General features: G+C 56.8%; 6 protein-coding genes and 1 pseudogene. 3 read left to right on the top strand and 4 right to left on the bottom strand.

All coding sequences use genetic code 11. From position 1 onward, the window contains the following. Window positions 1-56: 56 nt before the first annotated feature. Both GGD61_RS23915 and nopM read right to left on the bottom strand, forming a co-directional pair. On the bottom strand, window positions 57-797 hold the full coding sequence (locus GGD61_RS23915; protein ID WP_183231237.1) for a glycosyl hydrolase: 741 nt from the start codon (window positions 795-797) through the stop codon (window positions 57-59). A gap of 579 nt (window positions 798-1,376) precedes the next feature. Then, window positions 1,377-3,128 carry a T3SS effector NEL-type E3 ubiquitin ligase NopM gene (gene nopM / locus GGD61_RS23910; RefSeq protein WP_183231236.1) on the bottom strand — a complete coding sequence of 584 codons (1,752 nt, stop codon included), beginning with the start codon at window positions 3,126-3,128 and terminating at the stop codon, window positions 1,377-1,379. A gap of 668 nt (window positions 3,129-3,796) precedes the next feature. On the opposite strand from nopM, the gene GGD61_RS23905 reads away from it, so the two are divergent. The 3 genes from GGD61_RS23905 (at window position 3,797) to GGD61_RS23895 (ending at window position 10,132) form a co-directional block, all read left to right on the top strand. Then, complete coding sequence (locus GGD61_RS23905; protein ID WP_183231235.1) at window positions 3,797-5,620, top strand: NEL-type E3 ubiquitin ligase domain-containing protein; 1,824 nt, start codon at window positions 3,797-3,799, stop codon at window positions 5,618-5,620. An 897-nt stretch (window positions 5,621-6,517) separates the two neighbouring features. Next, window positions 6,518-8,668: a hypothetical protein gene (locus GGD61_RS23900; protein ID WP_183231234.1), complete on the top strand. Its 2,151-nt coding sequence runs from the start codon at window positions 6,518-6,520 to the stop codon at window positions 8,666-8,668. Window positions 8,669-9,508: 840 nt separating this feature from the next. After that, complete coding sequence (locus tag GGD61_RS23895; protein WP_183231233.1) at window positions 9,509-10,132, top strand: J domain-containing protein; 624 nt, start codon at window positions 9,509-9,511, stop codon at window positions 10,130-10,132. Between the two features lie 784 nt (window positions 10,133-10,916). Here the strand turns inward: GGD61_RS23895 and GGD61_RS23890 are convergent. Then, window positions 10,917-11,917: pseudogene (locus GGD61_RS23890) on the bottom strand (pectinesterase family protein). Window positions 11,918-12,160: 243 nt separating this feature from the next. Further along, on the bottom strand, window positions 12,161-13,459 hold the full coding sequence (locus tag GGD61_RS23885) for a glycoside hydrolase family 28 protein (protein ID WP_183231232.1): 1,299 nt from the start codon (window positions 13,457-13,459) through the stop codon (window positions 12,161-12,163). Window positions 13,460-14,591: the final 1,132 nt, after the last annotated feature.

The following is a 14,591-nucleotide window of genomic DNA, read 5'->3' as shown; positions in this document are numbered from 1 at the left end:
ATCGCTCGGTGTGCGGCATCCAGAGCGATCGATCACTCATCAAAGATCCCAAGTAGTCACTTCGAGATCACAGCCCAATTGTTGACATCGAAGTGCTGCCCCCCTGGGGACGAGGTTATCTCAACGCCATATTGGAGGCTGCCGATGATTATGTCGCCAAAATATCCCTTCGACCTTATCCATTGCAGGATACTCTTGATGTCCACGGTATCGCTGTTGGTCTTGGAAGTGCGCAGAAACGAAATGACCTTGTGATTGTTCCAGCCTTCAAAAACGTTCCAAGTGGCTCCCCCCACCATCACGCCTGTGTAGACTGGGATCGCGGCGCTTCCTGAAGAATTATACCTGTAAGAAATGGGCTTAACGTCGCCGCTGCCATCTGGATTCCCGGTGTAGTTGGTCCAGAGCATTATTTCATAGGTGTTTGAGCTGTCCCAGATATCGTACGCGAAGTTCCATCGGCCGCTCGCGGGAGCGCTCTGATGATAACTTGAGTTCAGCTGGTTGATCGCGCTCAGCGGTTTTCCAACATTGAAAGCTCCGTGCGGATAGCTCTTGATGCCGCCAGTATCAGGTTGGTTCGACCACACGCTCCATTGGTTGACGGAATGCACAGAGATCGTCTGAGGCCCCGCACCTTGACCATAAACGTCGTTATTCCAGGAATAGCCATCAAGGGAAAACGTACCGTAACGATCGCTCGAACTCCAGATCGGCGCTTTTGCGGATGCTGGGAATAGCGCAATCAATATCGCAAAAGGCAGCGCAAGTACTTTAGGCTTGGACAACACCAACATTCTAATCTCCACCAGAGGACGCCAGCGAACCAGCAGTAGCAAGAGTGAGGCCAGTCCTAGAACTGAACCGCGCCAAGTTTGCCGCGGGCTCCACTCCTGAGAAGATCGAGTGACAAGCAAGGCTCGGACAACAAGTGTTTCCCCGAGGTTCGGTGCGTCATCAAGGCCGGCGCGCGCCATGGAGGAAATTCGAGGCGGTCGAGTCGGCTCCTGGAGTCGCTGGACTGATTCACAACCGGCGGCTACTGGAGCTCATGGCATCATCCCGCCGATTCAAAGCCGAGCAACGCTACTACGCCATGCTGGAACAACCAGCCGTCGCATAACTTCGAACGGTGAATCTTCGTTCTGCGCCTCGATGTCGTATTCGCGACAGAAGGGGCGCAAATTCCACATTTCAACCTAGGTGCATCGGTTTCTCAATGTGCCGAACCTAGAGCTCGCAACGGACGGTAACCAGTTCGTCCATCGCGTCGACGTGAACGCTCTTCGACGTGCTAAATCACGTTGATTGGTCGGACCTTAGCATCGCTCTTAACTTCCGCCGCAGAGGTAATATCCCTGCGGCGGTTCGAGACTTCATAGTTCGAGGCCTCCACGCGTGGCCAGCACGCGCTGCATGACCTCGCGCTTAATTTCGCTAGCGAGCTCGTTTCGGACTTGGGCTCCGAGCACCCGCTCGGCATCTGAATCGCCTAAAAGCCCGTACTCGGCTAGCCTCTGATTCAAGCGGGTTTCAAACTCATCGCCCATGGCGTCGACGAGCCGTTCTTGCATTGCTTCATATTCATCAGGAGCAATTCGCCTCAGCACCGTCTCCCAGGGTTGCCAGCGGGTCGCCATGTAGTCGGTAAACTGGTTCGCTTCTTGCTCGCGAACCAAGTCCAGTGCGTGCGCCGCATCATCGGATGTCACGTGAGAAACCGTCAGAAAGCGCATATCAGGGGCGACGTGGGTCAGCTCCAGCGGCTCGCGCAGAAGATGTTGATAAGCCAAGTAGACTTCGACGTCGTCTACGTTTGGATCGAGGATGAGAAGCGAGTTCACTCGCTCGCGCGCAAGACCGTCCAGCGCGTCTAGGCGGAATGCAACGCGCCCGTGCTGGACCAGTTGATCGAGCCTATCATCATACGCCCCCTCCTCCACGTCGGCATTGAAGCGCGCGGTCCGCATACCGTTCCAGTGCAGAGTGACACGATCCTCGCAACTGGCGTTAGCCTCGGAAGCCTGTGTGAAGAACTGTTCGCGCAATGTCGGATTGGACGCTGCCTGCCGCAGGTCATCAGCGACCGCATGCCGAAACTCAGCGCTTCCATAATTGACTGTCTCGCGTAGCCGATCTAGGAACCGGGCGTAGTCCTGGGCGCCAGGCTCATCCGCAAAGCGCTGCCATCCGGCAAGCGTGGCCGGGTCGTCTGGGAGCCAGGCTGCGGCAGCTTCGTGCAGGGATCGCTGCGCAAGCTGCGGTGGCGCTTCAGCCGCAGCCAACTGAGCGAGGACGTGGTCCGGCAGCGGATTATCGGCGAGCTCGAGGCTTTCCATATGCGGGTAGTAGAGGCTGTTGTGCGGTACAAGAGCATCTAAAAGAGCCTCAGGCAGGCTAGTCAGCCGGTTACTGCTGATGTTGAGTGATTGCAACGTGCTCGGAAGCGCGTCGGGAAGGTTGTCCAATTGGTTGCCACTGATATTGAGTTCAATGAGCCACGAGGGAAGCGACTCGGGGAGGCCGGTCAACTGATTGCCACTGACCGCAAGCGAGATAAGCCCTCTCGGGAGAGCGTCCGGCAGGCTTGTTAGCCGGTTGTCGTTTGCGTTCAGGATCTCGAGCTCGGCTGGGAGATGTGCCGGCAGACTCGTCAAGCTGTTGTCAGCGACTTCCAGCTCAGAGAGGGTCGGCGGCAGGTCGTCCGGCAAACTGGTCAGGCGATTATGGCTAATGAGAAGATGGCGGAGACCGGGTGGGAATATAGCGGGCAGGCTGCTTAGCTCGTTGTGCCTGGCGCGCAGTTCGAGCAGCCTTGGCGGCAAGGCGGCGGGCAGAGCAGTCAGCGAGAGCGCGGACAAATCCAGCGAGTGCGAGCCTGTGTTATCCGAGCTCCTAATTCGTCGGCGCCCTTGCAATCTATTCTCAGCCTCGCCCTGCCCGTCTTCGGCAACCCAATTGTCCAGGATCTGCGCACGCGCGGAGCCCGCGGTCCGGTATCCTGTCAAGGTTTCAACAAAGTTCGCCACAGCACGATTGAAGCCGCCGAGATAACTTTCACGCTCGCTTTCTTCAAAAGCGTCCGGGGCGGAAGCTGCGCTCCCCTGTGTCCGTTCTGTATCCACCATTTCTCTCCATCGTCAGGAACCTAAGGAATACGTACTTCCGCCGCGCAATGCTGCGAAGCAGTAGCTTGCGTGCTCGTGCAATAATTACTCCAGCGACGCGCACATGCACATGGGCCGCACCGACCAGCTGCTGGTCGAAGCGCTACAGCTTCACTGGATTTGAGGCGGCGAACGGATCATGCGTCTGCAACGTTTCCGGAAAATGCGGAGGACCCCATGGTGAAAGCGTTCTGCCCCTACCGCGCCCACCTGTCGATCAGCTGACGAGCTTCCCTGCAATAGCCAAATGTTGATTTGACGGCACGGAAGACGAGCCTGGCATCGATTGCCCTCGCACGTGACATTTTGGAGCTTCGAGATCCTGCCGCTCTTCGTTTTTTCACGCACTCGGCAAGAGCGCTCTCGTCTATCATTAAGGTAGCGCACTGCTGGCGCGCCGGCTCGACGCCTAACTCATCGCTTTGTCGCTTAGGTTAAGCGTGTGAGCGGGAGATTACTGCCTGCGACCACGGTCATTCACTTTCTATTTTGTACGGATGCACCGACTTTGATGCCATCGTGGCCACGGAGAGTGTCTGTCAGCTTTTCGAAAGATAAGTATCGTAGGTGGTGGGTCAAAGAGCCTGTTATCACGGGCGGGACTGGCTCGGTTTCGCAAGGCAATTGAAATGGATCCATTTGAGACAGGACAGATTGGGCGCGGCGGCATTCCTCCTGCTTCTTCTGGAGAAGAGGAACAGCAAACTGGCGGACCGACAGAGTGGGATGCAGTCATAACCGGCTTTGCAGCAACTTCCGGGCATTTAACCGATGTGGCCGTCGAACAAGACGAGGCGCTTGAGAATTGGGCTGCTGAAGAGGACGTGGGTCTTCTCGAGGACCGGGAAGAAGCCGCAATCCGGATCAATGCTGTGGCCGAGGAAGCCATACTGGATCTTGAGTCGCTCTCCCTTACCAGTCTTCCCAGACTTCCGAGTGAAATCGTCGTCATCGAGGTACCCTTCAATCGGCTTGCCAATCTGCCTAACGAACTTCCTGCCTCGCTCCGACGTCTTAATGTCAGTGGCAATCAGCTGAGCCACCTGCCCGTGCTGCCAATTGGGCTGAGAGGCCTTGACGTGAACTATAACCGGCTGGAGAGCCTACCTGCCGTTCTGCCTGCGGGACTTCAGTTTCTCAGTGCTAACTATAATCGGTTGCCGAACTTACCCGAAGACCTCCCTTCTTCGCTCCGATTTCTCCACGTCGGACATAATCAGCTAACGAACCTGCCGCAGGTCCTTCCTGCTTCGCTTGAGTTTCTGGACGTGAGCCAAAATCAACTGACGGATCTACCGCAGGTCTTCCCTACTTCACTTGAATTTCTTGACGTAAGCCAAAATCATTTGACGGGTATGCCCGAGGACCTACTGACGCGCCTTAGCACCGATGCCACCATAGTTCTGACTGATAATCCGCTCGCCGCGCAGGTGCTGACGAATTTGGATACAGTCCTAAATGCGGAAGGTTATGCCGGTCCAACCGTCCACCTTTCCCGCGACGACGAAAGTCTGCTGTCTGAAACAGACGATGAAAAGGATGACCCGCTCACCGAAATGGTTGCAAAATGGCTTGAGAGCAATCCTCAGGAGGGCGATCGGGAGGTGCTTTCCGCATGGCACGACTTTGTAGAAGAGCCGGGCGCTCAGGAATATGGGCTCTTTCTCGGCAAGCTGTTCGATTCCGTCAATTTTAACAATGAGGCATTCCGGCAATCAGTGGCCTATGATCTGCGAGAGGCGGCAAAACACCCGCAATTGCGAGCGCAATACTTTCAATTGGCGTTAGATGCCAACCAGAGCTGCGAGGATCGCAGAACTTTAACCTGGAACGGCATGCAGACCGCACGCCTCATGGCAGAAGTTGAGAACGGCCGCTATGACGACAAGGCACGGCTTGGCGATCTCATCGATTTGGGCCGCGTCATGTTTCGCATGGACACGCTCGAGGCGATTGCACGCGGGAAGGCTCACTCTCTTGGCTCGGCTCACGAGGCTGAAGACATCGACGCTATTGAGGTCTTCCTTGCCTACCAGAACAAGCTGCGCGAGCGCCTGGGCCTGCAACACGTCGCGCCAGAGATGCGGTTCTTTGAGGTCTCCGGCGTGACCGACTCCGACGTTGACAGCGCAGAGATATCCGTGCGGAACAGGGAGGCGGCGGAATTTGCTGACTACTTGGCGATGGACTGGCAGCCTTGGGATGATGTGGTTCGTCGCATCGCACCTGAAGACCACGCCACGACGCAGGAGCGGCTCATTGGTGCAATGGGGACAGAGTTCGAGAGCCGACTGGAACAACAGCTCGCCGATCAAGGCCTGATCGGAGCTGAAGCTGACCTGATAGAAGATGCCAAGCGAACGCTGGGTCCCGCAGTTCGCAATGAGATTGCCCGTGAGATCAAGGGCGCTCTTAGGGACAAGATGCTCAATGAGATCGGCCTCACTCTGTGACGAGGCCTGTGGGAGCAGACTGGCTGCTAGCTCTGTAGATTCCTGCCCGACCACTCTTGGACGCGTCAACAGGGACCGCTGTCTCAGCCCACCAGCTGCTTGCGACCGGGAGCCAGGCCAGCCGCTTCGATCGCCGCAGATAGTGTCAGGGTTGGCACCGACCTTCATGATCGAAGCTCTTCCCGGGTCGACAAGACTTTGGGCGCGGATGCAAAGGCGAGGCTAGATCGGAAGGGACGGCCAACCAGATGCCCATCTCGCGGAATCTAATGACGGTTCCTCCATGGCTCGGCGTGACCTGAACAGGATGAGCCGGTATATTGAGAGCTTCGTTTTTAAGCGAAGGGAGCATTGGACAAGTTGGGATGGTGATCTGATTGCACTGGTCGCTGCAACGCGAGCTCGGGAACATTTGCGGTGGACCGGCTAGAGGTCAGCTTGGTCATTGTGATAGCACAACAAACACTGAGCATATGAGCCTATGTTGCTCCGCGAATACATTTAGGAGTGGGACTGGACACACGCCCCAGTGTGAACACGCGCTAATCTGGTGTGGTCTATGTCAATTTTCTTCTGGGATCCAACCGCGATTCTGCTTCCCCCTCTCGTTGTGACGGATGGACTTGGGCCTGGCGATCCTTTTCAAAAAATTAGCCGCATCGGCGCTAGACAGGCGCCTCCGATCGGATCCGAGACGCGCCAATTGTAAGTAGATAATCTGGATATCGTTGGTCTCCAGGGAGGATAGATAGCCATTGTTGAGGAGATGCCGCCCCCGCGAGCGCGTCATGGTTGGCCAGCACGAACAACTCACCCACAGAGCTATGGTCCGGTCAGGTTCTCGAAAGCTTGCCTTAGTACATGGATTGTTCGGATAATCCTGGAGGTGAGGTTCGCGTGGACCCGCAAGATTTTGACCCAATTGATAAGTTAAATCGGCCGGAAATGCAGCACGCCGCCTCGGCAGAGACCCAGACAAGCGGAGCCGGGCAAGACGACTTCGAGCAGCACTTGGCCCAGGCGAAGCAGGCCGCTCCCGCTCCCATTCTCTATCCCCATCTGTCTGCAGAAGACCGCGATCTAATCGACAGGGCGATCGCTCAATATGTGGATCGAAATTCACCACAACAGAACACGGTCAGAGTCATTGCTCAGGCAGTTAGTCGTCTGGTGAATGATCTCCGCGCTCGTGGCCAAGCGACTGATTTGGCGGACCACAAGAGGCTGGGTGAGCACGCAGATACGTACTTTCGGAACGACCGGCAGATGAAGACCGGGATAAACATCCTGCGTGCATATCACGATTCCAGCTATTCGGTATCTCGTGGTAAGCGTGCCAGGCAGGCGCCTGACGGAGGCCATCAGCCCCGCAACAAGCCGTCGAGTGCACTTGCCACGAGGAACCCCAGCGAGGCAGCCCTGATCGCCCAAGAGCGCGATGCAGGACAATCGAGTGCAGCAAAGAGGCCTAGGACGCTGAGCGATCTTCAAACGGTCGTGGTATACCGGCAGTCGAGCGGCATCGCCGATTCAGGAGGAAGTGGCGGGGTGAGCCGGGTCACCTCAACCGGTGTCGTAATCCGTGGGATGGCGGACCAACGGCCTCTTTATCCGGATGATGCGCATAATATCGTAGGTCTTGAGGAAGCCCTCATCCATGGCGGCATGGCGACCCAATCGGCGCGGCAGCATGCAAACACCCTTATAGGTTTTAGCCGTTGGCTATTCGAGAAAAACAAGCCGGGCATTGTCGATCGAATGGATAGTCGGTCGCTGAGCGATGGGGGCGACATACACCAGTACACTCAAGATCGTCATAAGAAGGTTCTGCTTTCCGCGTTGGAGCACCTGCGTGCTTTTCGGACGTCAGGCGCAGCTATCGTGCACCGAGGGCGCGCTTTTGCCAGGCGCAGCCCTCCCCGCCAAAACGTTGCTGGCATCGGCGTCGAAGGCGCCGCACCGGTTGAGCCGAGCCGCACGGGGAGTGATCCCGCGCAGCTTATGGCCAGGCACGAAAGCCATAATCCGCGAGAACTTCAGGAAGATCAGCAAGATCGAGGTGCTCCACCGGCTTTCCTGCAAAGTCTGGTTACGTCCGATTTAGAAGAGCCGCCTTCAGACCAGATTCGGCAAGTTGAGGATGATCTGGGCGATCAGCTTATCCCCTCGCCCATTCATGCCTCCTTGGAGGAGCTTGAGCGACTTCATAGCGAACTGCATCGAGTAGAAGACAATCCTCCTACTCTGTCGCTGCCGATTGATATTGCAGAGCCTCCTTTCAGTTCAGAGCGGTTCTCTCCGGGAGCTTCTCGCCCGCTTCTTAATGGGGCAAACGCAGAACAACTTCAGGGGGCGCGAGAGGATCACCCATTAGCTTTGACCCAGGAGCAAATGGCATTGGATTCGGAGCACTTGCCCGCGGCAGATCTTCGGCGAGTACTGGATCATCTTTATGATCTATCCAGCCCCCCGCCAATTTCCGTCTCTGAAGAGCAGCTTCGCAAAGGGGCAGAGGACCTGCATCACTTACTACTTCACGGAGCGGCAGAGGCTCCGGGAGTACGAGAGGATCAACCATCAGCTTTCATCGAGGAGCCAATCGCATTCGATTCGGAGCACTTGCCGCCGGCAGATCTTCGGCGAGTACTGGATCACCTTTATGATCAGTCTAGCTCTCCGCGAGTTAGCGTGTCCGAAGAGCAGCTTCGCAGAGGGGAAGACGAACTGCATCACTTGATGCTTCACGGATCGGTAGAGGTTCAGGGAGCACGAGAGGATCAACTATCAGCTTTCATCCAGGAACCCGTTGCATTCGACTACCTGCACCTGCCCCAGGCGGATGTTCGGCGAGTACTGGATCACCTTTATGATCAAACCAGCCCCTCGCTAGTGTCTGAAGAGGCGCTGCGCAAACGGGAAGAGGACCTTCAGACCTTGGTCCGCGGCCCGGCAGATGATTTCCTCGGCTCGTCGGTTTCAAATAATCCAGAAGAATTTCCGTCCGATCCAAAGGAGTTCTTAGAGCTTCGACGACTGCTTGATGACTAATAAGCAGAGGTGCTTTGTAAGCGGGGAGCGAAGGCAGTCAGGCGACGCGGTTCTATGGGACAAGCACGTCAATTCGCAGCCAGGTCGAGCGGTGCATCTCCCGTTGTCGCCCAACCGCCAAGAGCTTCAAGGCTCGAAAATGGTCACCCAAAGGCGACATCGCCGCTGGCTATGACGCTTCAGCACGCGATGCTTTCACGCGATTGGTGATGATCTCTGGCGTTGCAAGGGTCCGGCTCGCTCCGCAAACGAATTCGACGACATAACCGATCAGGGCTGCATCCGCGACGCGGACCAGCGCATTGCAAGCACCTGCTACGATCCCGACTGCTGTGCGAGCGCCAGCATCCTCAGTCCAAAAACGATTTTCGAGACTTTGCTGGTTAGGCTGGTGAGCAGCTGCCTCCGTCAGCGGCGGGCGGACGCTGCGAATTGCGTTGCGCCGTGAATGAGCAGCTCCCAATAGCCATTCAAATCGAGACGATGCCTTTCTGTTTCGCTAAGCAAGACGGAGGATTTTCGAAGCTTCTAAGCAAATGCAGAAGACACGCTCGCCTTTCGTAGTTGCGCAGATTACAGCCGACCAGTGACTTCGCTGAGAGTACTCTTCGTACCGTCCAAGACCTCCATGCGCAGAATCCGACAGTAGATTGCAAGTAGCCGATGCGACTTCCAAAAGGATGATAGTCTAAATCCAACTTCGCGATCCCTGGCATGTCGATTGCTAGGAGGGGCACGAACCGGACGCAATGGCCGAGTCAGGGCAAACTTGTCGTCCATACCAAGCCTCTAGCATAGAAGCGGCTCTCTTAACTGCCGCTCCGCTAACGGAGCCAGGTCATGTTGATCGACACATCCGAACTCTTCGCCTCCATTCGCGTCAATAAGCAAAATGCGCAGGAGCGCCAGGCCGCGACGCTATGTGAATGGCCTGATTGCAAGAAAAAAGCTACCCATCCCGCGCCCAAAGGCCGCGACGATGTGGGCGCCTATTGGCATTTCTGCATCGACCATGTTCGGCAATACAATCGGTCCTACAATTTCTTCTCAGGGATGGATGCGGAAGCGGTCGCGCGCTATCAGAAGGACGCGCTGATCGGCCATCGTCCGACCTGGAAGATCGGCGAGAACGTCAGCGCTTGCAGAATGACCGGCAGCACTGGTAATCTTGAGGACGACTGGCATTCGCTTTGCACGCTGGTCGGGCTGAACGGACGCGCCGGCGCTCGCCCCAGCGCGAAGGTCAAGCCTGAGGCCCGCAAGGTCTTTAATGCCGAGGGCAAAGCGTTGCAGGTGATGGGCTTGAAGGCCAATGCGACGCTCAGCGAAATCAAGACGAAGTACAAGGTGTTGGTCAAGCAGCACCATCCCGATGCCAATGGCGGCGACCGCTCCACCGAAGATCGCCTGGTCGAGATTATCAAGGCCTACCGGTACCTGAAGACCGTGGTGCGCGATAGCTAGCCCGAACATCGCAGAGGGACTCAACGGCGCAGCGGAAATGGAGGACGGAGCCACTTAGGGCTTTGCTCTGGCTAGGCTGGCTGTTTGACTTCCTGGCTAACCCTTTCGACCGAGCATGGCGAACAATCGGGATGATGAGCGGTTCGTTCCGTTCCGCGCACCCATCCCGAAGAAGGGCCGAAAAAGCGATGCGGCAAAATCCCGCGCAGCTGGCTGCAGCGGCCCAGTGGTAAGTTCGTGGACATGCTAAAGGGTTCTGTCAAGTCCTGATGGCTGAGACGCTACCGACGGCTCCGTCTACGAAGTTTCCACAGGAGTTGCGCACAATCAGTCCTTCCGTTGTTCGCGTGGCAACAGCAAAAGTACAAACCTTTCCGGGGGATCGGTGGCTGTATGGAAATGGTTTCGACGGTGATGCCCCTATTTCGCGAGGTGGCGTCGGATCAATGATCGGTCACGTGAGCCCGGTGAATTGCCTGGTTGACGGCGGATCCTGACATAGGCAGGGGCTGCAGCGGCCCGCCCAATCCGCCTTAAGGACTTTGCCAATCGCCACGAAGCAAGTCAGGCATCGTGAGTTTGACGCCTTTACAGCTTGCATCGCGTTCATCAAGCACTCGCCGATCGCTCGTTCGAGGGCGCTCTTCCCTCTTCGTGAGCAACCTTCTGGTCAGGCTTCAACTACCAACAAATATGCTAGCCAGCGCGATGTCGGTGAGGCATGATAGCTCGCGCCTCCCTCACACTCCCCGTCATTCATCCGACGATCGTCGTCGTCTTGGGACTATTGCTTTGTCTTCAAACGATATGATTCCCTTGGCAACCAATCTGTGACGCCCTCGAAGAACAGCCCCAGCGACCATCTAGAGGCTTCGTCATGTGTCAGTTGATGAGAGTAAGGCTCGCGGCCCGGGGGGTTAGCCCCGCTCCCGAACGATCTATATTCGGCAAAATAGCTCGAGCTCAAGGAGTTGGTCTTGCCGGAGTCCCATTCGCGCCAGCCCTCCGCAACGACTTGCGCATCTATCTTTGTCGACAGGAAGACCACTGTGGCGTAGGCCGCCAAGGGCGGCCAAGCGAGATGTCGCCCGCGGCAGGGTCCGCACTTAGGGTGCAGTGATCAAAAACATAGCCGCTGTCCTCATCGGGCTCTGCCTTGCTCTGTGCAGTAAAGACAACCGATTGATTGGCGATGCCGTGCAACTCACATTGGCGGAACCAGGCCTTGGCATTGCCAAATACGAAATCTACATGTCCTTCGATGTAGCAGTTCGAGAAGTATTGACGTGACATTCTGCCGTTCGGACCCTTGCCGGCAAACAGAGTGTCCTGGGCGCCGAGCAGGCGCACGCGCGTCACGACGTCCTTGTCTCCCGTAAGGGACAGTGCAACCGCCTGCGAGGGTGGATTCGCCGGATTGAGGGCGTAGTCGTTTTGTATGCTCAGATTATCGAGCCGGAGGTCATCACCAGTGGCACTTAATGTCGCCGAGCGAACGGTTCCTCCTACTTTGACGGCGCCGTCGCCATAGACAATGACGGTATCCTCCGGATTGCTGCCCGTCCCTAAGAGATGAACGCCTGATCTGGAGATTTTGACCTTCTCACGATAGATGCCCGGAGCGATCCGGACATCTCCACCTTCCACCGGCAATGCGTCGATGGCTTCCTGCACAGAGTGATAGTCCGCATTTTCCACATGCGACACCAACAGCGGCTGAGCATAAGCTGACGGGATGCAAAGACATCCCGTCAGAAGCGTAGCGCGGCGGACGAAGTTCCTCATGTGATCTTACACTTCGTTGAGACGGCAGCGAAGTAGATAGAGGTATCTCAGCGCAAACGCTGAGCGGCCAGACAACCACTTATACGCCACGTCAAGCCCTCCAAGTCACCTTCGCATTCCCAGGCCTGCAAGCTGTCGGACAACCGCAACGAAGTCCGGACAATGAGCGTCACTTTCGTCAACACCGGTCGTTGTCGACGACATGCGACACTTACCTCTTGAATTTTGCAGCGAACCTCGTGCCTAGCGTTTGCCATCCCGGAATGCCCCGGAACAAACCTCCGACCCACGCTGCAGCGGTTCTGCAGCTCGCCCTGGCAGCGGCGGCGATACGTCGGCGTGATTTGCGGTGACTTTCGCGTGCTCAACTTGCCAAGTCGCGGAACTGGCAAATCGGACATCTTCGAGTGTCACGTCAAGCGCATGCCCCTCGTCTAGGCCGCGCATCAGCAATACTCCGGTATCACCATGCACATGACGAAGAAGGATTTGCCGATAGACCGGAATCCTCGTGCCTCGAGCTTGCGGATCATATTTTGCGTCGAAAGAGACTGGCCACCGGTTGCCACGCAGGCACACGTACTCATAAGTCACGCCCTCGACCAGACCGCCCCGACTAACATCGCTCTTGATGCGCAGGCCCGATGTCGTACCATCCAACGTCAGGTTACGCACCAATATGTCCCTGACTCCGGAATTCACCTCCCTGCCGATCGACATGCCATGCCCCGAGCCGAAATAATTATCGATAATCGAGATACGGCTGCTTGAACCATTGTCGCCGGCCTTAATTGCGACGTTGTCGTCTCCCGTGCGGATCAAGCTGTGGGTGATGGTCACATCCTGACTCGCGCCAACGTCGATGCCATCGGTGTTGCGGGCATCCGCCGGCGTATCGATCGTGAGGCCCCAAAATGTGGCACCTTCGCCCCGGTTCATCGCGATATGAAAATTGGGAGCGTTGCGCAGTGTGACACCAGACAACGTGATGTCCTGTGCATGATCGATCTGGATCAAGCGCGGGGCGTTCTGGTTACCGCCCTGGGCTTGGGCGCGGCGGGCGAGCTGCCACCATGTTTCCGCGCTGCCGGCAATCAATGTGCCGCCCTGACCATCGATGACGCCTTCTCCATAGATGCCGCCACCACGCGTCTTGGAAAAGCTGATGAATGGTCGGCAACCGTCGCCCTTTTCCGCAATGCGACCACATTGGCCGAGACCCTTGTCGTAAGCAGCAGGCTCGGGGATCGCAATCAGCCTGGCGCCGCGTCCAACCCATAGGGTCACACCCGATTTCATCTCGAGTGGGCCCGAGCGGAATTCGCCACGCGCTAAATACACGGCGGCGCCGGAAGGGCATTGGTCGATGGCATCTTGCAACATGGCCGTGTCTTGCTTCCCAGACGGCACGGGGCGGTCGCACACCGTATGAGGTGCAACAGGTTCGCTGATAATCCGGCGGTCTTGCGCTTTCGCGACGGGGAAGACGAGCGTGGAGGTGAGTATGGACAGTAAGGCCCAGTTACGAAAACGCTTTGTCATCGACCTCCTCGTGCTTTGTCACGAGCATCTGCGCCCGTTGCGATCTGATATGGAGCGCTGGGCTCGATCGAGCCGCCGCGCGTGTCAGTGGCCTGCGCAAGATGACATTTGTAAGACGCAGAAAATGTCCGGACCTGCGGTCGCGCAATAGGATCATGCATGTGCGCTGGACAGATAAAGCGTTGCGCGATGGTTGGAGCACTCGAAGAGCTCGTGAGTTAGGCCTGCGCACGCCGATTAAAGCGCAACCGTCAGGAATTCGGGCGCTCCGATGCATCTACGTTCGTTCGAGACCGCAAAATTGAAATCATTATCAGTAGTGCGCCTCAGCCGACACCCGGCTTTCTGAACTACGCCGGACGTCACGCGCTCCTCATGCAACAGACCGCGTAGTTCGATCTGTAAAAACGGCAAATACTCAAAATAGGGCGCATCTAAGTGCTGCTCCAAGTCTTCTTCTTTCGGCAGGTTCAGTTGACCGCCCGAAACCGCGTTCTGTATGGGAGGCGGAGGTGCTACATTGGATATGTCAACATTGTGCGAGTCCCTACCAGCCTCCGGGATCAGTGAGTTAGTCCGTATTCGGGGAAGCTTTCGAGAAGCTGACGAAGCTGCGGCAAGCGCCGGATCGCACTCGCTTATTAATCCTCTTTCTGCCGTCTCGCCAATTAGGTAAATATCGTTTTCTGCCCCTCTTTCGGATCGCCAGACACGGTCTGGCCAGCACTGGTCATCATCAGGGCATGGGCGGTTTCCGAGGCCAGCACCACCTGCGAACCCGGGCGCCGTCCCGAGACCATAGCAAACATCGTGAACCTGACTGCGCCGCCTCTAGACACGGCTACCGGCAACTCAAAGGCCTTCGAGAAGGACAAATCGTTGAATTGGTCGGTTCAAGTTGAAGAGCTTTGACATTTGATCAACATCTGCGCGAACAGCCCATCTTGCCAAAGATGGGGCGATACGCCCCGTATGTGGAGCCACTCTGCGCGCAACCCCTGGGGATCGTACTGCGCCAGCCGCCCTCAGCGATCGCATGACCGACTGAAAACGGTTTGGTGGCATACTGGTCAACAGGATCATCGACGCTTCGCGATTTGGGCGTTCGTGAGGTACCTGTTGATCTGTTTGC

Origin of the sequence: Bradyrhizobium sp. SBR1B (assembly GCF_014198205.1) — a bacterium.
GTDB lineage: Bacteria > Pseudomonadota > Alphaproteobacteria > Rhizobiales > Xanthobacteraceae > Bradyrhizobium.
Note: the sequence above shows the minus strand (reverse complement) of the source record. Positions and strands in the feature narration are given on the sequence as shown.

Coding starts and splice junctions, on each gene's coding strand:
- GGD61_RS23885 (WP_183231232.1), bottom strand. CDS start 13,459: ATGACAAAGCGTTTTCGTAACTGGGCCTTACTGTCCATACTCACCTCC.
- GGD61_RS23905 (WP_183231235.1), top strand. CDS start 3,797: ATGGATCCATTTGAGACAGGACAGATTGGGCGCGGCGGCATTCCTCCT.
- GGD61_RS23915 (WP_183231237.1), bottom strand. CDS start 797: ATGTTGGTGTTGTCCAAGCCTAAAGTACTTGCGCTGCCTTTTGCGATA.
- GGD61_RS23895 (WP_183231233.1), top strand. CDS start 9,509: ATGTTGATCGACACATCCGAACTCTTCGCCTCCATTCGCGTCAATAAG.
- nopM (WP_183231236.1), bottom strand. CDS start 3,128: ATGGTGGATACAGAACGGACACAGGGGAGCGCAGCTTCCGCCCCGGAC.